Origin of the sequence: Paenibacillus sp. FSL F4-0097, from assembly GCF_038593125.1 — a bacterium.
Taxonomy (GTDB): Bacteria; Bacillota; Bacilli; order Paenibacillales; family Paenibacillaceae; genus Paenibacillus_AQ; species Paenibacillus_AQ odorifer.
Genome location: NZ_CP151965.1, coordinates 5,861,690 through 5,881,931, shown reverse-complemented (window position 1 = coordinate 5,881,931; position 20,242 = coordinate 5,861,690). Strand labels below are relative to the sequence as shown.

The 20,242-nt window shown below is 46.5% G+C and carries 13 protein-coding genes; 9 read left to right on the top strand and 4 right to left on the bottom strand.

Annotated features, from left to right (window positions below):
- Nucleotides 1-23 precede the first annotated feature (23 nt).
- On the top strand, nt 24-5,276 hold the full coding sequence (locus tag MHH86_RS26425; RefSeq protein WP_342479546.1) for a carbohydrate binding domain-containing protein: 5,253 nt from the start codon (nt 24-26) through the stop codon (nt 5,274-5,276).
- A gap of 75 nt (nt 5,277-5,351) precedes the next feature.
- Here the strand turns inward: MHH86_RS26425 and MHH86_RS26420 are convergent, their stop codons facing one another.
- Nucleotides 5,352-5,909 (bottom strand): transcriptional regulator, encoded by a 558-nt coding sequence (locus tag MHH86_RS26420; RefSeq protein ID WP_036685364.1) that lies wholly within the window; start codon nt 5,907-5,909, stop codon nt 5,352-5,354.
- Between the two features lie 256 nt (nt 5,910-6,165).
- On the opposite strand from MHH86_RS26420, the gene MHH86_RS26415 reads away from it, so the two are divergent.
- The 8 genes from MHH86_RS26415 (at nt 6,166) to MHH86_RS26380 (ending at nt 14,694) form a co-directional block, all read left to right on the top strand.
- Nucleotides 6,166-7,359, top strand: a complete 1,194-nt coding sequence (locus MHH86_RS26415; protein ID WP_342479545.1) for a glycine betaine/L-proline ABC transporter ATP-binding protein — start codon at nt 6,166-6,168, stop codon at nt 7,357-7,359.
- Nucleotides 7,359-8,192 carry a proline/glycine betaine ABC transporter permease gene (locus tag MHH86_RS26410; protein WP_036685360.1) on the top strand — a complete coding sequence of 278 codons (834 nt, stop codon included), beginning with the start codon at nt 7,359-7,361 and terminating at the stop codon, nt 8,190-8,192. The genes MHH86_RS26415 and MHH86_RS26410 overlap by 1 nt, the downstream gene beginning before the upstream one ends.
- A gap of 13 nt (nt 8,193-8,205) precedes the next feature.
- Nucleotides 8,206-9,075 (top strand): glycine betaine ABC transporter substrate-binding protein, encoded by an 870-nt coding sequence (locus tag MHH86_RS26405; RefSeq protein WP_038573223.1) that lies wholly within the window; start codon nt 8,206-8,208, stop codon nt 9,073-9,075.
- Between the two features lie 287 nt (nt 9,076-9,362).
- The gene (locus tag MHH86_RS26400; RefSeq protein WP_036685356.1) at nt 9,363-9,974 is read left to right on the top strand and encodes a VTT domain-containing protein; all 612 of its coding nucleotides are present in this window, start codon (nt 9,363-9,365) and stop codon (nt 9,972-9,974) included.
- A gap of 154 nt (nt 9,975-10,128) precedes the next feature.
- Nucleotides 10,129-11,208 carry a sporulation protein YunB gene (gene yunB, locus MHH86_RS26395; protein ID WP_076141798.1) on the top strand — a complete coding sequence of 360 codons (1,080 nt, stop codon included), beginning with the start codon at nt 10,129-10,131 and terminating at the stop codon, nt 11,206-11,208.
- A gap of 69 nt (nt 11,209-11,277) precedes the next feature.
- On the top strand, nt 11,278-12,762 hold the full coding sequence (locus MHH86_RS26390) for a hypothetical protein (protein WP_076141797.1): 1,485 nt from the start codon (nt 11,278-11,280) through the stop codon (nt 12,760-12,762).
- Entirely contained in the window at nt 12,759-13,964 is a 1,206-nt protein-coding gene (locus MHH86_RS26385; protein ID WP_076224556.1) for a hypothetical protein, read from the top strand. The genes MHH86_RS26390 and MHH86_RS26385 overlap by 4 nt, the downstream gene beginning before the upstream one ends.
- Complete coding sequence (locus MHH86_RS26380) at nt 13,957-14,694, top strand: glycosyltransferase (protein ID WP_076105323.1); 738 nt, start codon at nt 13,957-13,959, stop codon at nt 14,692-14,694. Before MHH86_RS26385 ends, MHH86_RS26380 begins: the two co-directional genes overlap by 8 nt.
- A 25-nt stretch (nt 14,695-14,719) precedes the next feature.
- On the opposite strand, the gene MHH86_RS26375 is transcribed toward MHH86_RS26380, so the two are convergent.
- Genes MHH86_RS26375 through MHH86_RS26365 form a run of 3 tightly spaced genes read right to left on the bottom strand, consistent with a single transcriptional unit; the run spans nt 14,720 to nt 20,148 of the window.
- Nucleotides 14,720-16,642, bottom strand: coding sequence for a glycosyltransferase (locus tag MHH86_RS26375; RefSeq protein ID WP_342479544.1), 1,923 nt, complete (start codon nt 16,640-16,642; stop codon nt 14,720-14,722).
- 42 nt (nt 16,643-16,684) lie between these two features.
- Nucleotides 16,685-18,106, bottom strand: coding sequence for a glycosyltransferase (locus MHH86_RS26370; RefSeq protein WP_342479543.1), 1,422 nt, complete (start codon nt 18,104-18,106; stop codon nt 16,685-16,687).
- A complete protein-coding gene (locus tag MHH86_RS26365) occupies nt 18,103-20,148 on the bottom strand; it encodes a glycosyltransferase (RefSeq protein WP_342479542.1) in 2,046 nt (681 codons plus the stop codon). Before MHH86_RS26365 ends, MHH86_RS26370 begins: the two co-directional genes overlap by 4 nt.
- Between the last annotated feature and the right edge of the window lie 94 nt (nt 20,149-20,242).

Here is a 20,242-nt window from a genome sequence, read left to right as displayed (position 1 = left end):
AAATTCGAGGAGTGATGTTTAGGATGAAAAGGAATTTCACAGCAGCACTTGCTGCTATGCTCCTTGTCACCGGGCTGCTATCACCGGTTGGGAGCATGAATGCTTCAGCGGCAGAGGCGTTAAAGGAAAACTCACCTGATTCAGCGGCAACGAAAGTGGAAAATGAACCAATCAATGGATTGAAAGCGTTTACCGATGTATCTCCAAATCATTGGGCCGCAGGCCCATTACAGCGTTGGAGCACAAATGGGATCATAAGCGGATATGACGACGGGTCGTTTCGTCCGGGTAAGGAAGTCACGAAGGCAGAATTCGCAGCTATTATGAATCGTATATTTAATTATCAGGAGCAATCGGATAAGGTTCCCGCTGATGTCCAGGCTACAGACTGGTATAAAAATGATATAGCCAAAGGGATTGCAGCTGGATATTTAAGCAGTGATCAGAAGAACAATATTTATCCTTCAAAAGCACTTTCGCGCGCGGAGGCAGCGTTAGCATTGGAGAAAGTGTTTCGTTTCAATGCAGACAAAAGCAGTACAGCAGCATTCACCGATCTGAACGGAGTCAGCGATGAAACCGCAAAAGCAATAGCCGTTCTATCGAGTGCAGGTTATGTAAAAGGTTATCCTGGAGGTTTGTTTAAGCCTGATGGTGGGATCACCCGTGCAGAGTTAGCTCAGTTGGCTGATCGAATGGTTTCGGGACTCCTCCTGAAATCAGGAGAGACTTCACTAGGAACAGTAAAGGGCAATGTAGTCATTAATCGGGCTGATGTGATTCTTAAAGACACGGTCATCCAAGGTAATCTTTATCTAACCGAGGGGATAGCTGAAGGGAATGCAAAGCTTGAAGGTGTAAAGGTAACAGGGACTACTTTTGTACGGGGAGGCGGCGAGCAAAGTATCGGCTTACACCATACTTCTCTTGGACTGCTTCAAGTAGCCAAGCCTAATGGTAAGGTTCGGATTTATGCCAGCGGGTCGACAGCTGTGGGTACTGTGCAGCTGCTATCTGGGTCAATCTTGGAAGAAAGCAGCGATCTTACCGGGGCAGGGTTTGGGGATGTTGAGATGGATGTCGTTCCTCACAATATTTCGCTTCGCGGAACATTTGGAGCGGTTCGTTCGGCAGACTCAGCAGTCAGCGGTTCTTTGTTAAGAATCCTTGGAACTGTCGGCAGCCTTACTCTGGGAAGTCCGACCCATTTAACATTGGAGAATAATTCACAAGTGGCGGCACTAATCCTATCTGCGAGCGCTGGAGCTACAGCAATTCAAGGCAGCGGAAGCGTAACCACAATAGATAACAAAGCCGATGGAGTGACGATTGGCGGTGTAGCAATGAAAAAAGGAAACACTGGCAAAACAACATTGCCAATAGCAAGCTCAGCGCCAAGCAGTTCGGGGAATGTAGGTCCAATAACGACGCCAAGCGCCACACCTGAAGCAACGGCGGCACCTACAGCAACGCCAACACCAACCGAAACACCGACACCAACAGCAACGCCAACACCAACCGAAACACCGACACCAACAGCAACGCCAACACCAACCGAAACACCGACACCAACAGCAACGCCAACACCAACCGAAACACCGACACCAACAGCGACACCAACACCAACCGAAACACCGACACCAACAGCGACGCCAACACCAACCGAAACACCGACACCAACACCAACACCAAACACACCAACACCAACACCAACACCAACACCAACACCAACACCAACACCAACACCGACACCGACACCGACACCAACAGCCACACCAACACCGACCACTGATCCGTGGACACTGGTGTGGGGGGATGAGTTTGATGATGGAGACATTGATGCTACAAAGTGGACCTATGACCTTGGAGATGGTTCGCAATACAACAATCCAGGTTGGGGAAACAATGAGAAGCAGTGGTATACCAACGATGAGAAGAATGTAAAGGAACAGGACGGTAACCTGATCATTACGGCCCACAAAGAAGAAAAAGCTGGCAAACAATATACTTCTACACGGATTAAGACTAAAGGGTTGTTTAGTAAAAAATATGGCAAATTTGAAATTCGGGCCAAAGCACCTACTGGAAAAGGGTACTGGCCGGCGATCTGGATGCTGCCGGAGAACGATGTGTACGGGACTTGGGCTGCTTCCGGTGAGCTTGATATTATGGAAGGCTGGGGCAGTCGTCCAAACACGGTAGCGGGGACGATTCATTACGGCGGTATGGCGCCGAACAATGTATACTCCGGCAAAGAGTATGTATTTCCGGATAACGCTACGATTGAGCAGTTCCATACGTACTCTATTGAGTGGGAGCCGGGCGAAATTCGCTGGTATGTGGATGGTGAATTATATTCGACCAAAAATGACTGGTATAGCATCAGCAATGGGCAGCCTGCCAATAATGTGTATCCAGCGCCGTTTAATCAGAAGTTCCACTTGCTGATGAATCTGGCCGTAGGCGGTAACTTTGATGGTGATCCGACTAGCGAAACCGTATTTCCAAAATCGATGGAGATCGATTACGTTAGAGTCTATGAGCTGACAGGTCGTGAGTACCGCGAGCCTATTCCAGTTACACTGGAGAAGGAAGCCTATCCAGAAGGCTCCAAGCTTGCACTGGCAGACGGCAACATGGTCTATAACAACAATTATTCGGAGCAGGTGCCGGGGGATGACGGTATGGGAATCCCGAATACCGCACATTGGGTACTTTATAAAGAAGCAGGGGCTGAAGCTACGGTTTCTACCGTTCCTATTGGGGAGCGCAATTATGTGAAGGTAGATATCAGCAGTGGTGGCGGCAATTTTTATTCGATTCAACCCCAAGCTATCGTATCTATAGCTAAAGGCAGGTTCTATAAACTCAGCTTCGATGCCAAAACCGATATGTCCCGCAGTATGAGCGTCCGGTTAACAGGTGGAGAATCTCGTGGATTTGCAGCGTATTCTCCATCGCTTAAGGTAGATCTAACTTCAGCGATGACCCATTACGAGACGATGTTTCAAATGAAGGAAAACTCAGATATTGCTGCACGCGTCGAGTTCAACGTGGGTACCAATACTTCACCGGTATGGTTTGGTAATGTCAGATTAGAAGAGATTGAGAATATTCAATTCCCGCATGATAGTGTGAAGGAACCGCTGGCCAACGGTAATCATCTGTACAATGGTACTTTCGATATTGGGGAACCCAATCGGATGAGTTATTGGCATACGGAAGCAACTGGTGGTGCCATGGTAGAATCAAGCGTTAATGACAATGGCCAGTTAAAGCTGCAGATTGGCGGCAGTGAAAATGGTGAGGTTCGGTTACTTCAGAAGGGAATTCAGCTCATTCAAGGGCAGGACTATGAGGTTACGTTCAATGCTTCAGTCTCCTCTGCACGCACAGGAACGGTTCAACTACTAGGGAAAGACGGCAGTGTACAGGCAGAACAACCGGTTAACTTAAGCGAAGGTGAGCAAAAAATTAAAGCTACCTTTATCAATCTTGCAGGTGCAACCGATCATGAAGGACAATTCGTATTACTGTTAAACGGTGCTGCGGATACAGTCATTCTGGATAATTTCCAGATGCTGCGTACTAGCTTCTATTTTGATCCATCGCTAATATACTACCCACTCTTGAATGGTGAATTTAACTTTGGGTTTAGCGCCTGGGACCGCCTGTTGACAGAGCAGGGTGGTCAGAGCAGCGCTACGGTTGCAGATGGAGCAGCGAAATTTAGCATTACGAATACCGGCAGTCAGGCGTATTCTGTAATGTTGTTTCAGAACAACTTGAAAGCTGCTGCTGGAATGGATTATGTGGTTGAATTTGACGCCAGTTCAACCGTAATCCGCAAAATCGGGGTGAACGTAGAAAATGGTACGTATCAGGCCTCGTTCAGCAATATCGTGGAGGTAAGGCCGGAGACGAATCATTACAGATTCGAATTCCGGCAAGGAAGCAAGGATACATTGTCTCTAAAATTCCTGCTTGGGAAGGTTGAGGGGATTAGTATTCCTCAAAACCATGATATTATCATTGACAATGTGAAATTTGAGATCAAAAATGCACCGGCCAAACCGCAGGAGCTGCTAAGCGACAGCAGCAATAACAGAGTTTCGCAGCCGATTGAGCTTACTTTTATCGACAATGCAAATTGGCGGAATCAAATCATGGCGGTAAAGGTTAACGGTACAACACTTAATGCAGAGCAGTACACTATTGAACCGGGAAAAATCACAATCGAAGCAGCAGTATTTCCGGCCGAAGGAAGTTATGCCATTACTGTTGAGGCTGAACATTATGTTACTGCAACTGTCACGCAGACTATTCTAGCTAATGATAACAATCTAGTCATCAATGGTTCGTTTGGCAGCGATAAGACGGGCTGGACTACCTGGTCCGGAGAAGGTGGCGTCTCCGCGTTTAATGTGAAGGATGGCGTAGCTGAAATCCTGATTACGTCGGCCGGATGGGAAGCGTGGCATATACAATTTTTCCAAGAGGGTATTCCACTGGAGGGCGGAAAAACGTATGAGGTGAGCTTCAAGGCGAAATCAACGGTTCCGCGGCAAATTGTGTTAGAATACTCCAATACTTCAGCTGCTTCCGCACAAGCTAAGTTTGATATTCATGCGGATTGGGCTACTTATACAGCACAATTTACGGTGTCGAACAGCAATCCGCTGAAGCTTAATTATCTGATCGGCAAAACGCTGGGCGCTGATCCTGCGGCTAACAGTACGCCGCATACGATTTCTTTTGACGATATTGTGGTCAGGGAGGTACAAGGGGGTCCACCAGTAATACCGCCAAGCGGTACGCTGGATAATGGAACCTTCGATGTAGATGCAACGGGCTGGAGCCAGTATTTTGACGGAATCGGATCTGCCTCTGTTCAAGAGGGGGAATTTGCTATCAACTTAACAGGTACCGGGCAAGCCCCTTTTAGCGCACAGGTGGATTACGAAAATCTGAAGCTTGTTCAGGGAAAAACGTACACCTTGAAGTTTAAAGCTCGTTCTACAGTAAACCGCAATATTCAGGTAGCTGTGGAGCATAAAGGCGGGGATTACACCAAATATATGGAAGCTGAGCTTGTAGCCTTGACCCAAAATATGGACGAATACAGCTACACATTTACGATGAATGGGGCAACAGACGCAGGTGTTCATCTGGTGTTTTTGCTAGGGCTTATAGATGGGAACGGTACGGAGACGAATAGTGAAATTAGCATGGGCAGTACAATTTATTTGGATGATGTAAGCTTGATCGAAGGGTAAACGAAAAAAACGGCAGTGTTTTCCTTTTTACAGGAGCACTGTCGTTTTTTTGTGTGTTTTTTTTGTGGGTTAGATTTAAGTTTCTTTAGGGATAAATTCAAAAATTTTGCCACTCTCAAAAGATTCTATTAGTTTCAGCAACCAGCGGTAGTAGTTAATGGATTCAGTTATTTTTTCTTCATCTGTATTTAAGAGCTGCATAAGTTTACTATCGTCACTATACTCTTTTTTCATATCGTTAATTTCTGCAAGTGATTTCGCTAGTGAGATCATATTACCTTCGACGGCTTTTCTCCATTTAATAGAGAAGTAATCACTGAAGTTCTGATGCCAGTCAGGCACAGTGGTGAACAAGTCTTTGCGCGTCCCTCTCCCCCATACTTTGTCGATCATTTTCAGATCTAGAAGGGTACGGACTCCCGTACTCATGGACGTTTTACTCATTCCCATTGTTTTGCTGAGCTCATCCAGTGTCACTGGACCTTGATTGAAGTACATATAACCGTATAAATGTCCAATAGACAAGGTAATGCCATACAGATCCATGTTTTTGCCGATAGAATCGATCACACGTTCACGGGCTTTACTAATCTTCTCTATTTGTTCGGGCGTAAGCCCTTCTAAATCGTTCATGATGTCCCTCCTGAGGAATAGGTCGATAGACTGCAACCTTATACAATGTATTGTAATCAAATCCCCCTCCATAAGTAAAGAATTCATGAAGAAAGGAATTTGGCGTAAAACAGAGTATTCCATACATAAAGTTCGTAAAGTTAAAACTGTACACTAAATTTTATCCGTATATGGTGTTTGCATGAATTTTCAATAGTCCGGTAAACTACTATAAGTGAACTAAACCCGGATAACATTTCGGGAGAAGGAGGACGGCATGGCTATTATAGAGGTGAAACAACTAACCAAAGTATTCGGTCATGATGCGGGACGCGCGATTCCTTTATTAGAGCAAGGGATGTCGAAGGAAAAAATTGCTCAGGAATTGAAGTTGACAGTCGGAGTCAACAAAGCCGAATTCAGCATTGAAGAAGGAGAAATATTCGTCATTATGGGTTTGTCCGGCAGCGGTAAGTCGACGCTGGTTCGTTTGTTGAACCGCTTGATTGAGCCTACAGGGGGGCAAGTTCTTTTTAAAGGGAAAGATGTTGTGAAAATGAATCCGGAGCAGCTGCGCCAATTCAGACGGAAGAACATCGGTATGGTGTTTCAGAAGTTCGCATTATTTCCACATCGAAGCGTACTGGAGAATGCAGCATACGGACTTGAAGTTCAGGGCGTAGATAAAATGAAAAGAACTGAACTGGCAACGGAAGCTTTGCATCTGGTAGGTCTGAAAGGTTGGGAGAATCATCGTCCTGATCAACTCAGTGGAGGGATGCAGCAGCGTGTTGGACTGGCACGGGGCCTTGCCAACGACCCGGATATCCTGCTTATGGATGAGGCATTTAGTGCACTGGATCCGCTTATTCGTAAAGACATGCAGCAAGAGCTGCTGGAATTACAGGCCAGAGTGAAGAAAACCATCGTGTTCATCACTCATGATCTAGACGAAGCTTTGCGGATTGGAGATCGGATCGCACTGATGAAGGACGGAGTCATTGTGCAAATTGGTACACCGGAAGAAATCCTCATCCAACCTGCCAATAAATATGTAGAGCGATTCGTGGAGGATGTGGACTTGTCCAAGGTGTTGACTGCAGCTCATGTAATGCGTCAGCCGGAAACAGTCAGACCTGAACGCGGGCCTCGGGTAGCGCTTCAATTAATGCGTGACAGTGGTATATTCAGTCTGTATGTAGTGGACAAGGAAAATAAGCTTCTGGGTGTTATTACAGCTGAGGATGCCCTTAAGGCACTGAATGATAATAAATCTATTCTGGAAGTAACGCGGAGAGAAATCCCACGTGTACAACCGGAAACGCTACTCAATGATTTCTTTGAATTAATATCTGAGACACATTTGCCTGTAGCCGTCGTAGATGAAGCGGATAAATTGAAGGGTATTGTGATTAAAGGAGCCGTTCTTTCCGCACTCGCCGGCAACGCGGTACCGGAAGGAGGATTATAATGGACATTCCTAAACTGCCTTTGGGAAAGGCACTCGAGTGGTTGGAAAATTGGCTGACGACTTATTGTGGGCCCCTGTTTGACTTCATCCATTCGATTATCGGTGGTATGGTGGCTGGCATTGAAAATGCACTTACCTTCCTGCCAGCACTAGTACTTATCGTGATTATTGCAGCTTTGTCTTATTGGATCGGTAAATGGCGCATGGCACTATTTGCGGTCATTGGGCTGCTTCTGATTGATAATCTGGGATTATGGGGACCTTCTATGCAGTCCTTGGCCCTTGTTCTAACCGCCTCGATATTGGCTGTAGTAATTGGTGTGCCGATTGGTATTTTATGTGCGCAGAGAAATACCGTTAGAAATATAGTTACGCCTATTTTGGACTTTATGCAGACGATGCCGGCTTTTGTATATTTATTGCCAGCGGTATCCTTTTTCTCACTGGGCGTAGTTCCAGGGGTTATAGCTTCGATTATTTTTGCAATTCCGCCAACGATTCGCTTGACCAATCTCGGAATTCGTCAGGTTTCGGAGGAACTGGTGGAGGCAGCAGATGCTTTCGGATCGACACCTACTCAGAAATTAGTTAAATTGCAGCTTCCAATCGCTTTACCAACAATTATGGCAGGTGTGAACCAGACAATTATGTTGTCACTGTCAATGGTTGTTATCTCATCCATGATTGGTGCACAGGGCGTGGGTGCCTATGTATACCGTGCGGTATCACAGGCTAAGACAGGAGACGGATTCGAAGCAGGGATTGCGATCGTTATTATTGCCATTCTGCTGGACCGTTTGACACAGAACGCACTAAAACCAAAACAAAGATAGGAGTTTTAAATAAATGAAGAAGAAAAATATAGGGGTATTCCTGTTAGTTATTATGATGATTGCTGTTATTGCTGGATGTTCTTCATCAAGTAAAGAGAAGGTAAAATTAGCATATGTAGCATGGGATTCGGAAATTGCGAGTACTTATGTAGTAAAGGAAGTACTTGAAACTAAGCTTGGAGCTACCGTTGAAATGCTGCAGGTAGATGCTGGCCCAATGTGGGCTGGGGTTGCAGACGGTAGTGCGGATGGAATGGTTGCAGCTTGGCTGCCAAGCACCCATGCGGCTTATCTAGAAAAGTATGGTGCAAAAATTGAAGATTTGGGTGCGAATCTAAACGGAACTAAGGTTGGCTTGGCTGTTCCAGCCTATATGGATATTAATTCTATTGAAGACTTGAAGAACAGTGATATGGCAGCAAAGCTGAACAATCGCATTATCGGCATTGAGCCAGGTGCTGGCATTATGACAACCACAGAAAAGGCTATTGCGGAATATGATCTTAGCGATTACACACTTCTTGAAAGCTCATCTGCAGCGATGGCTCAGGAACTGCAAAAGGCTTATGACAACAACGAGCCAATCGTTGTTACAGGTTGGACACCACACTGGATGTTCGCCAATATGGATCTGAAGTATCTGGAAGATCCAAAAGGGGTTTATGGTGCGGATGAACAGATCCACACGATGGTCCGCCAAGGTCTGAAAGATGACATGCCGAATGTCTACAAATTCCTGGATCAATTCGAATGGACAGCGGAAGATATGGCTAAAGTAATGATTGAGGTTCAGGGTGGTAAGTCACCAGAAGAAGCCGCTAAAACTTGGGTTGAGAGCAATCCGGATAAAGTGAATGCTTGGGTTGCAGGTATAGAATTGTAAGTAAATTAAAAACTGTGTTATGATGTGAAGAATAAATGGAAACAAAAATGTAACTTGTACGCTAACTACTGTTCTTTACACATTACACTTCATAAGCAAGCTCATTCAATAAAACACCCCGTAAGGGGTGTTTTTCTTGGGAATATAAGCAAAGTATTACAAGCTCTTAATGTACTGTGCTTATATTTCAATAAGAATGGATACCTAGTTTACACACTTAGACTTATGCTTTGTCAAAGTAAATCAGGAGGCAGCTGCTGCAAGGAGTCAAGAGAGGAGACTGCTTCATGACAGAGACCATAAATACCTGGATTGATTGGCTGCTGCAAACGCTGGGCCTTAGCGGGCCATCTATTTTATTCGTGACCATCCCGCTCGCACTTTTGCAGAGTATATTAGGATTTTTTCCATTCGTAATTTTGATCGTGCTGCATGTCTCTGTTTTTAACGTAATTGGAGGCATGCTGATCAGTTGGCTGGCCTGCAATCTAGGCGGAATACTGATGTATTTTCTTATTCGGAGATATCTGTATAACTGGTTTGACCGAAAATGGAGAACCAAACTGAAGCGCTATGATAAATGGCAACGTTACTTGGATCGATACGGGATTTGGACGCTGGTACTATTGCGTACGATTCCGATTATTCCGAACAATGTAATCAATTTCATGTCTGCTGTTTCACCGATTAAAGCCTCATCCTTTATATGGGGAACCGTGCTTGGTAATTTATCTTATATATGGTTATTCGGTACGATTGGATCAACTTTAATTGTTCCGCGTGAAGAATGGAATGGTTATCTTACCTGGTATGCGGTGTTTATTGCTATTCTCATTGGCATCTTTATTCGGCGTCATTGGGACCATTTGCAGGAGGATAAGCGGAGCAGAATGCACTAATATCATATTCCCAGTTGATGATCTAAAGGATGAAGAACGTTTCTTCAGGCGTAGTTTGCCGGAGGGAACGTTCTTCTTTTTTGTCCTCTTAGCGAATACCTTAAATTAAGTGGAGGTGGCTTGACCTCTGCGTAAGGCGGGAGGGACTATTGCAATGGGCAGATTGAAAAAATGGGGGAACCGAAGGCTGAGAATACCTGATCTAGGCCATTTTCGGCTGCCAAAAATAAATGGGGACACGAATCGGAGATTCTCAGCAAGAAGCTCCGCATTCAAGTCAAAACCCAGCCGGGCAGCGGTTAGGCCGCAGCGTACGCGCTTTGAAGCCAAACGTAGCAAAGGCCGCTTTAGGTTATCCAGCCGGCCAGAGAGTAAGGTAACGGTTGCAGGCGGAAAAACACATAAGCCAAGAAGCCGACGCAAATTTTGGCTGATAGCATCTTTAGTAATACTTGTGCTGGTGCTGCAGTCACTTCGCTATGTGGAGCTGCATATGAAGCCGCCCATCCTGCATTTAGCACAAATACGTGTGAAGCAAATCGCTACGGAATCGATTAATAAGGCGATTACCTCTCAGGTTGCGAATGGAGGGAATGCGGAAGAGCTAATTGATTGGAAGACGGATAAGAACGGGAAAATATCAGGGTTCATGCTCAACTACGCGGAGCATATGCGTATTACTTCGCAAGCGGCACAGGTCATTCAGTCTACGCTGCAGGAATTGCATAATCGAACAGAATATATTCCGCTGGGGCAGGCGCTGGGCAGTCCCCTTATCGCTTCTTATGGACCCGATATTCCGATCAAGATTGAACCACAAGGTGCGGTTAAGGTTGAACTCAGTACTCGCCAGCAAAACGCTGGGATCAATATGATTCTGGTCGAGGTATATATTCATATTGTGACAGAGGTTGCAGTCGTCATTCCTTTTGATATGGAGCCGCAGGTAGTGGATACAGAAATTCCTGTGTCTTATCTGATGGTTGTTGGAGATGTACCTATGTATTACTACGATAATCAAGGTCAACCTGTGGGGGCGAACGGCAGCAGTGCTCCGGGAATTGCTATTCCTGCTCCAGCTGTAGGTGGGGATAAGAGTGGAGCAGTGGATCAGGGTAAGGATACCTCCAGCAACAGTCAGAAAGATAACAACCCGTCTCCAGCGGCAACTGATCCCGCGAGTACGGGTGCAGACCATACGGAAGAAGATAAAGGAGCGGGCGGAGGAAATTAAGGGGATATCGCGCTTCAGCGCTCATAGACTATAGGTAGAACAGCTTTAATAAATGGAGCGTGAATCCTAATGTCGCAAGAATCTCTGAATGTGGAACGCTTGGCGGGAAGGTATGGGTTCTTGGAACGCACGGGACTACTTCCACTACCGAGTATAGATGGGATCACCCTTGTAGTTGAGCTAAGCCGCCCGGATTGTGCCGCGGCTTGCTTACCCTTGCTGCTGCTCCATTCTGGAGAGTCTGTGCGCATTATTGCTGTGGCAATGACTCCTGATTTTCCTATGGAAACATTAGCCGGACAGTTCTCACAGGAGCAGTCGATTCTCTTTGTTCCTTATGAGAAAGAGGAGTACATGCCTAACCAGGCTCTGGCACAGATCGAAACCAGTTTCGCGGTTTTACTTGAAGATTCGACCATGGTATCGCCTGGCTGGCTAAATGAGCTATTGTGGGTTCCTTTTGATGACGCTTCTGTTAAGGTGGTTGCCCCTCGCTCTTCAACCGAAAGAGGGGAAGGGAAGAAACGTCTTCACTTCGGCACCTATGATGAGTTTGCTGCGCATGTGAGCTATAGTCTTAGCCGGCACCAAGGAGAATGGCGAGAGATGGATGTACTAACGGGTTCTTGCCTCCTGTTCTCTAAAGAGCTGCTTCAGCGTATTGGAGGGTTGGACACCTCGCTTCATGCGCGGCCTCTTATGATTGCCGATTGGTGTCTTCGAGCGCGGCAGTCTGGAGCTAAGCTGGCGCTAAGTGATGCTGTGTATGTTCATGCTATACATTCACTTGATAGAGGCCAGAGTAGGCTGAACGGACCAACACTTGCGGATGGCTGGCGGGCGTACAGTACAAAATGGGCGCTGGAAGATGTCTTAGAAGACGAAGAACATCTTGTACCGCAGAATGGATTCTTACAATCAACACAACCTGTTATTCCACTCGGTAAGGCAACCTTGGCAACGCCATTAGTGACGGCGATTGTTTATTGTGAAGAGGATGGGAATGGGGACCATCTTCCGCAGGAATGGGCAGCTACACAGGAGCAGCAGAGCTACAAGAATATTCGCTGGATCTGGATCAAGGACAGCTGGATGAACACAGCTTCCGGCTTGCCAGTAAATGAACAGGATGTAGTGATTACAGTTCGTGGTCAAGAGGCTTGGCTGCGGGCTTTGAAGAATGCATCTGCATTATTTGAGAGTGAGATAACTGTGTATTTATCAGACTCTATCAGGTATGAGAAATATTACGTTGAACGGGTAGTGAAGGCGATCACCCAAGGTTCCGCGGATCTGATCGTTAGTTTATCTACGGATATGGACGAAGAGGTGGGGCATTTGCTTAAGGGAGACCCTTCGGGAATTGTTTTTCCGCTAGAGCGAGTTGCTCATAAAGGCGGGAATGTGCCTGGAGTGATTACCTGTAAGGCGTCCACTTCGCACCAATTGCAGCTTCACCCTGAAGCTTCACTAACTATAGGTTATGTGGGGGATTTGTCCGAACCGCAGGGGAAGAAGGCAGATAGCAGCAGGGGCAGGGAGGCGCACTCATGAAATATTTAATTCTGAGCAGAGGCTCCTGGGAGGAATACGAATATAAAAGACTGTTGGATCTTCTTCCCGAGCGGGAAGAGGTTTGTTTTGCCGGAAGAATGACTCTTGAACAGCAGATTAACAGCCAGATCAAGCCGGTAATGATCGCGGATATTCATACTCTCAAGGCGAGGGAGTACACATTTCTGGTCTCCTCTCCTTATTGGCTGCCCGAGGTTCTTTCTTTGCAAGCAGGATATATAGTGGCTTTGTTAGAGCGCTGTCCGGAAGAAGAAAATAAGGTCTTATGGGATAAATACAGCGGCTTGCTTGGAGCAAAGGCTGATCTAGTAGGAACCCGGTCAGAACGGATCTATCTGGAGCAGAGCTTGTGCAGGGAGAGTGTTATTTATCTCGACGGGGATCAGCAGGAATCCTATGGAGTTGTATTTCAGCGCGAGCGGATTTATTTTCTGACAGATTATGAGATGTTGTGGAGTAAGGCGATTGAGAACTTATGGCAGGAGGAGCCCCTCCTTGCTACGGACTGGTTTAGGATTCAACTACAGCTTAGGGCTGATTATTATACCTCAATGTGCGCCAAGCTGCCCAGCCAGCCTGTTGTACATTATTTGGCAGCATCTTATTTGTATTTGCTTGGGGACTCCACAGCGAATCGATATCTGGCGCAATCCTTTGAGTTAATGGTGTTGTATGAATATTTGGATTGCCTTATTTCACACTTCCGGTTTTTTTCTGCAATAGAAGCCAAGACAGGGAATCTGGAAACGGCAGTCCGCCAATTTGCGATTACAGCATTTACCGCAGAGGAGAAGCAAGCAGTAGAAAGGATGGAGAGCTGGCTCCATTCCGGTCAGGATGAATTGGTTCGCGCGGAGTTGTTCCACCGGAATGAGGATGAGGCAGCGGCGGTAAGAATTTTAAGCCCGCTAACTTCTTCCGAGGCAAAAGCGTTGCTGGTGCAAAATTATGTGCGGACTTTTCAATGGGAAAAGGCAATAGTGCTGCAACATGAGCAGGAAGAAAATGTGGATGAAGCCATGGAAGGCACCATACACTTGCTGTATGGCAGGCGGCACGAGGCCATCCGTAGCTTTTTAAATGCAGGAGGGGAAGACAATCAGGCATGGCCACTTTTGTCAGAGATGGCAGATCTCGAAGAGGCTGTAAGACGATTGAGAAGGAGAGTGGAGGATGAGTAGTCATAGAGGGCCACTCCGCAAAACATCTGGCAATCGTCTGACTGCTATAATGCAGGTTAGGAACGAAGCCGGAAGGTATTTAGAGCAGGTGCTGGAGGAATTAAGTGAGTTCGTGGATGATATTGTGATCGTGGATGATGGAAGTACAGATAATACGGCTCAGTTATGTCTCTCTTTTGCCAAAGTTAAGAAGCTCGTAACCCTGCAAAGCTCTTTGTTTAACCGTGAATGGGAGCTGCGGCAAACATTGTGGGAGCTGGCGGTATCTACGAATCCGGATTGGCTGCTGTCTGTGGACGCCGATGAGTTCTATGAAGAGTCTGCTAAACGGGAGATGAGGCGACTCATCGATCAGGATGTGTATGACTGGGTATCCTTCCGATTATTTGATTTTTGGGGCGGCACCACACATTACCGTGAAGATGAGCATTGGAATATCCACACGAAACATACCCGTACACTAGTCCGCTATTTGCCGAACTTTCATTATTTTTTTCCGAAAATGGATCATCATGTGCCAAGGCTTCCGCTCTCTTATTCGGTATTGCCGGGTTTTCTTACCGAGCTGCGTGTGAAACATTATGGTTGGGCGATATCCCCTGAGGAGCTTCGGCGAAAATACTCGCGTTACCTGGAGCTTGATCCAGAGGGGCGCTGGGGTAGTCTGGAGCAGTACGAATCTATCCTTGATGAGCAGCCCCATCTGGTAGAATGGCAAGAGGAGCATTGAAATCCGCATCTGCCCTGCCAACCGGCTAAGTCCGGCTGGCAGATCTCAGAAGCAGCGCAGAAGAGATATGAGCTAACGGTATCCCTTGCGGATAAACTTCTGCTGCGAGCTGCAGCTTGTAATAAGCGAGGCTCACGGCTGCGGTAGCCCCCCCGACTCTACGCAAAGCGGCTTCATCTTCTATATGAAGGATGGGCACCTCTCCGCAGGAGTAGGCTATCGCAGCGTATAATTGCCACTCGGTACAGTCCGCAGGCGTTTGATATTGAGGAGGCTTGCTGACATAAATAGAGCACCATTGTTTTTTTATGGAGGTGGGGGCTTCGAGTAAACCGTAAAGTAAAGGCTGCGGCAGACTGGACCATTGAAAGGAAGAACCTTGCGAATGCCGATAAAGTGCTAATAAACTATTCCAAGCACCAGTCTGAAGCAGCAATTGTGCTGCATAGTTGAGATCCGAAAGATCAGCTTTAAGCCTATAATTCCCCGCTAAAAGATGATGGATCGATAAAATCCCCGGTCTGTAAGGCAATAGACAGACAAGCCAGCGCATGGCAGACTCAGTATCTCCAATACGGCAAGAGAAAGCCCACAGGTAGCCAAGTACAAAGGATCGGTTGGAAAGATGGGAAGGATCATGAAGCAGCTGTTCAAGCGGTGCGAGTGTCTGAAGATGTTCCGGTTGATTGTTTATTTCCAGAATCGCCTGCAATGCAACCTGAACAGATAAGGGTAACTGGCTGGCTGTAGAAAGCTCAGCTTGCCATTCCGGATCGCGGGCATTGAGCGCTGCGGGCAGAAGATAACTCAAAGTATCAGGGGATAAAGAGTGCAGATGGTTGTGGGTCAATGCTCGTAGTTGTGCCTTCCCTCCAGATAGAAGGCTTAGTGGGACGAGTTCTTTCCACGCTTCGGTATAATCAGGCTTATGTTGTATGGCAGCCTCGTAATGTCTCCACGCATCCGGGTATTGGTATAACTTCTCACACACTCTCCCGGCTAGTAGTTCTGTTCGATACGTTCCACTGCCCGAGGAAGAAGGGTATTTATGTGCTGTATTCCCGCTCTGAAGTGCTTGCTCCAAGTAGTGCTTGGCTGAGCTGAGCTTCCCTTGTTCCAGTAACAGGAGGGCATAGCTTTCTAATAAATCCGTGAAATCGGGAAAAAGACCGCTCCCCGTACGAAAAACTTCCTCAGCTTCCTGCTTTCGGCCACATAGTTGTAAGGCGTAAGCCGTCTTAAGGTAAATATCTGAGACATAACCGGAAGGGGCTGGAGTGGAGGTGAGCAGCGGAAGGAGGATCTCTGCCGCTTCTTTATATTGTCCCTGCTGATAATACTCTGCCCCTAACGCATAACGAAGAAAAAGATGGTTTGGTTGAAGCCGCAGACCGTTGTTGATAAGTGCTAAATTGCGGTTATATTTATTTTTACGCATCAATTCATCTTCTAAATATCCGTAGTGCAAAATACGCAAATCTGCATAAGCGATCTCCCCCGCTGGAAGCTCCCAAATGCTGCTGGCAATCTCCTCATGAATACTTCCGCGAAAAATAATTCTTTTGTCATTTCTGAATAATCGACAGACATGATCTGTAACAAAATCCGCTTCAGGTATATCACCGACATAGTGGATAATGGGCAGCCAATACCCATGAATATACTCGGCACCAAGCAAGGGCTGGAGCAGATTCTCACTCCAATGATCTACAGCCTCATCGGCATCCAGCACCAGAACCCAAGCAGAAGTTGCATACTCTAGGCTTATATTCCGAGCTTTGGTAAAATCATTTTCCCAAGGAATGTCGATAATCTTTGCACCGAACCTCTGAGCGATTTCTTTACTGTTATCCTCTGAACCTGTATCCGCAATGATAATCTCAGATACTAGCCCGCACACAGAGGATAAGCATTTCTCCAGATGGTTTGCCTCGTTCTTAATGATCATGCAAAGTGTAATATCCGGTGTGGTCATAGGAATACGTCCTTCCTAATCTGAAACTCTGGGCAGTGGAAGTGCGAGCCGCACTCTTTTAGCCGCTGGAGAATAGGGGGTTGAAGAAGAGAGGGAGGCAAGCAGACGATCCGCCAACAAAAGCTCCGAACGCCCTGGGTGATAGGCTGGGTTGAATAACGAGTCATTAGATGAGGGCTGCCCTGTGGTCTTCATCAGCTGTTTTGCTGCCTTATCACATCCCTCAATCTGCAATAAATCTAAGAGAAGTCCGCTTTTAGCAGCTGTGTATTCGGGTAGATGAGCGTGAAGCCAGCCCGAAATTTCATTTTCGCGCTCAGCACATTTTAAGGCTCGGATCAGTCGGGTTATAATGGGCGTTGGATCGGGATGAAGCTGAGCAGCTTTGGTATAACAGGCACAGGCCTCGGTCTGATCGCCTATTTCTTCGCATAACTGTCCCAGCAAATAAAATGTCAAATAAGATCCGAATCCAGACTCGGTATGGTAACCGGAAGGGGCTTCTCCAATGACTAAGGCTTGCAGCAATGCTGTTTTGGCCTCAGCTAGGGCTCCCATTTGAAACAGCAGCACACCTTTGATATGAGCCAAGTCAGGATAATCTGGATGTAGGGTTATCCCTAAGTCGCAAGCTTCCAGCGCCGCGTTGAAATCTTTTAATTCTGTCAGGCAGCGGATTTGATATTTGTGCAGCAGATGAACGTAACTTGTGTCGGGCGGAGCTTCGTTAAGTGATCTTTTGATATGCTCTAGAGCCGGTTGATATTCACTAAGCCGCATATATTCAACAGCCATATTGAAATGGTGAAAGGGGTTATTGGGATTTAACTTTAGCTGTTCCTTGAGCAGCTCTACATTTCGTTTGATCTTATCTTTTTTTGCTACTACGCCGTCTGCATAACCGTAATGATGGATGACTACGGTGCTTAAATGCATAGCTGCTTTGGGTGTAGCTTTTACGATCGTTTCTGCAATCTGTTCGTGGATGATGCCGCTGAAACGGTACTGCGGGCGGTTACGGAATAGGCGGATAATCGGATTAACAGTAATGGTCTGTGAAGCTGCGGTTAAACCTTTATGATTATGAATGCGCAGAAAAAAAGCTTCATACTCCAAATGCTCCGCACACAGCAACAGCTCCCCCTTACTTTTCGCATCCAGTTCCTCATCTCCATCCAGAATGAGAATCCATTGTCCGTGGGCTTGCTGAAGACCCGCGTTGCGGGCAGCGGCAAAATCGCCATTCCAAGGATGGTGAACAACTTTAGCTCCAAAGCTTAGAGCAATTTGTAGCGTGGAGTCGGTAGAGCCAGTGTCGACTACTATGATCTCATCGGCGACACCACGTACGCTTTTTAAACATTGGCTTAAGCTATCTGCTTCGTTCTTAACGATCATGCATAGCGAAATCAGAGGTTTTTGGCTTGGCATGCTCATTTGGCTGTCCTCCCCTCGCTCTGTCGGAAGCTCCACTGTGTGTGCCACGGTGTACGATTTAGTAAAAAGATGGATTTATGGATGGCACCAATATTCGTTTGCAGTGGACCATGGACGTTAGCCGCATCCAAGCTGTTCAGTGCCTCCTCCATGCTAAGCTTCGCTTGCTGAAGGTAACAGAGTGCTAAACCTACTCGGGCAGCCTCATGCTCAGGCATCTGCTCCAGCGCTTGTTGAAACCATTCACTGGCTTCCGTGTAATGCCCCTTGTCAAAGACCATCTCACCTATATAAAAAAGAACCTTCGCATCAGCCGCTTGATCGCTAACTAACCTGATAAAATGCTCGCCTGCCTCATTCCTATTCCCTTCTTTATATAATGCTGCGGCTAATTCAGACCGAAAGGTAGGGAACAAATTTACCAAAGCTTCGCTTAACGCGGGCTGGTGTAGTTTTACTGATTGTTCGATCAAATCTGAAATGAATGAGGAATGTAATGTTAATGGATCTACCTCTGCTTCAACGGGATCTACCTTTTGTTGCTGGTGGCACTTCTGAATGTATTGCAGTCCGAAACGAAGTTCGTCTGGTACATAGGTTAGCAGGTCATTGTGGAATTCTCCAAAAAGCGACCAAGAGCAAATAGCCCAGAGGGTAGCCCACTTTTTCAGATATTCTAAATCATGGTTATCTTGCGTAGCTAAGGAGGCCATTTGTCTTATCGTTGTATAGGCGTCTTCCAGCTTGCCGGTAATGATGAGCGAAGAGATCATCCAATTTGCCGTCTCTAATTCCAAGGGAAAAGTGTCTCGGGATAAGTTAGTGATGGCCTCATTAGCATTTATCGCAAATAAACTGTCAATAATCGCAGCTCGTTGGGCAGGATTAGTTGGGGGGACGAGTTGTATCAGCAAGGTGGCAATCTCCTCATCGGTTACAGCTAAGCGTTGAAAAGCAGAAGCTATTCCCTGCAAGGCAGGCCTATATAAAGAGTGGTGTTGAAGCGCACGGTGGTAGAATCTCGCAGCGTCCTCCTGAAGCTCAAGCCGCTCTGAGATTAATCCTAGTCGATAAAGTGGGCGGAAGGTGTTCATCCCTTGCTCAGATACATATTTTTGATTAACCTGATCTCCAGAAATGGATGCTGCACGCTGATAAGCTTGAAAAGCACGTTCTAACAAACCTTGACTCTCCAAAGATTGGCCTAATAAAAAATGCAGGTCAGGGTAATCCTCATAACGCTCCAATTCAGGCAACAGCAAGGGATCTATGATATTGGTTTTTCCTTGAGTCAGATAAATTTTACAGAGATCTCTAATCATCGTAGGACGGTAGGAAGCTTCAAGTGGCACATGGTGAAGGGTCTGGCGAAGTAATGTCTCTGCTTCCAGAAGACGACCGTCCTGACAGCAGGTGACTGCTAAATTATACGAGTGAAAAGGATCTTCCGGTTGTTCGGCTAAAGCGAGTCGCAGCAGCTGTTCATTGCGTTTGATTTTATTTTTTCGTGCCATGATTTCCGGCATATATCCGAAGTGTTCAATCTCAATATCACTATGCTCAATCGCCGAGCTGTTATGTGATTTAAGGATTGCAGCGTCAATTCCTTCATGAATTCTTCCGCTATATCGATAACCCTGTCCATTTCGGAATAAACGAACCGCACTGTGCTTTACCTTATCTTCAGGCCGAACGCCAAGCCAATTATCAATGTTTACTGTAAAAGCCTGAGCTTGCGTGTTTTGCAGGAGGCTGCGGAGTTCCGGAAGTGGAGTTTGCAGGCGTTCATCGGCATCAAGGACTAGAATCCAATCGGTATCCGCCTGATCGAGGCCTTCGTTACGCGCTGCAGCAAAGTTTTCTGTCCATTCCCGTTGGAATACTCTAGCCCCGTGCGCTTGGGAAATAGCTATGGATTCGTCAGTAGAGCCTGTATCTATGACTACAATCTCGTCAACACCTGCTACGCTTGTGAGACAGTGGGGCAGAAGATCAGCTTCATTGTTAACGATGAGGTGGACGCCAAGCGTAATATTGTTCACGTTGTTTCCTCCTTGTTACATATGTAGAAGTAGAAATCAGCTTTTGCTATCAAAAGAAAAAGCACATGGATATCCATGCACTCTTTCGTTACAA

Coding starts and splice junctions, on each gene's coding strand:
- MHH86_RS26425 (WP_342479546.1), top strand. CDS start 24: ATGAAAAGGAATTTCACAGCAGCACTTGCTGCTATGCTCCTTGTCACC.
- MHH86_RS26420 (WP_036685364.1), bottom strand. CDS start 5,909: ATGAACGATTTAGAAGGGCTTACGCCCGAACAAATAGAGAAGATTAGT.
- MHH86_RS26415 (WP_342479545.1), top strand. CDS start 6,166: ATGGCTATTATAGAGGTGAAACAACTAACCAAAGTATTCGGTCATGAT.
- MHH86_RS26410 (WP_036685360.1), top strand. CDS start 7,359: ATGGACATTCCTAAACTGCCTTTGGGAAAGGCACTCGAGTGGTTGGAA.
- MHH86_RS26405 (WP_038573223.1), top strand. CDS start 8,206: ATGAAGAAGAAAAATATAGGGGTATTCCTGTTAGTTATTATGATGATT.
- MHH86_RS26400 (WP_036685356.1), top strand. CDS start 9,363: ATGACAGAGACCATAAATACCTGGATTGATTGGCTGCTGCAAACGCTG.
- yunB (WP_076141798.1), top strand. CDS start 10,129: ATGGGCAGATTGAAAAAATGGGGGAACCGAAGGCTGAGAATACCTGAT.
- MHH86_RS26390 (WP_076141797.1), top strand. CDS start 11,278: ATGTCGCAAGAATCTCTGAATGTGGAACGCTTGGCGGGAAGGTATGGG.
- MHH86_RS26385 (WP_076224556.1), top strand. CDS start 12,759: ATGAAATATTTAATTCTGAGCAGAGGCTCCTGGGAGGAATACGAATAT.
- MHH86_RS26380 (WP_076105323.1), top strand. CDS start 13,957: ATGAGTAGTCATAGAGGGCCACTCCGCAAAACATCTGGCAATCGTCTG.
- MHH86_RS26375 (WP_342479544.1), bottom strand. CDS start 16,642: ATGATCATTAAGAACGAGGCAAACCATCTGGAGAAATGCTTATCCTCT.
- MHH86_RS26370 (WP_342479543.1), bottom strand. CDS start 18,106: ATGAGCATGCCAAGCCAAAAACCTCTGATTTCGCTATGCATGATCGTT.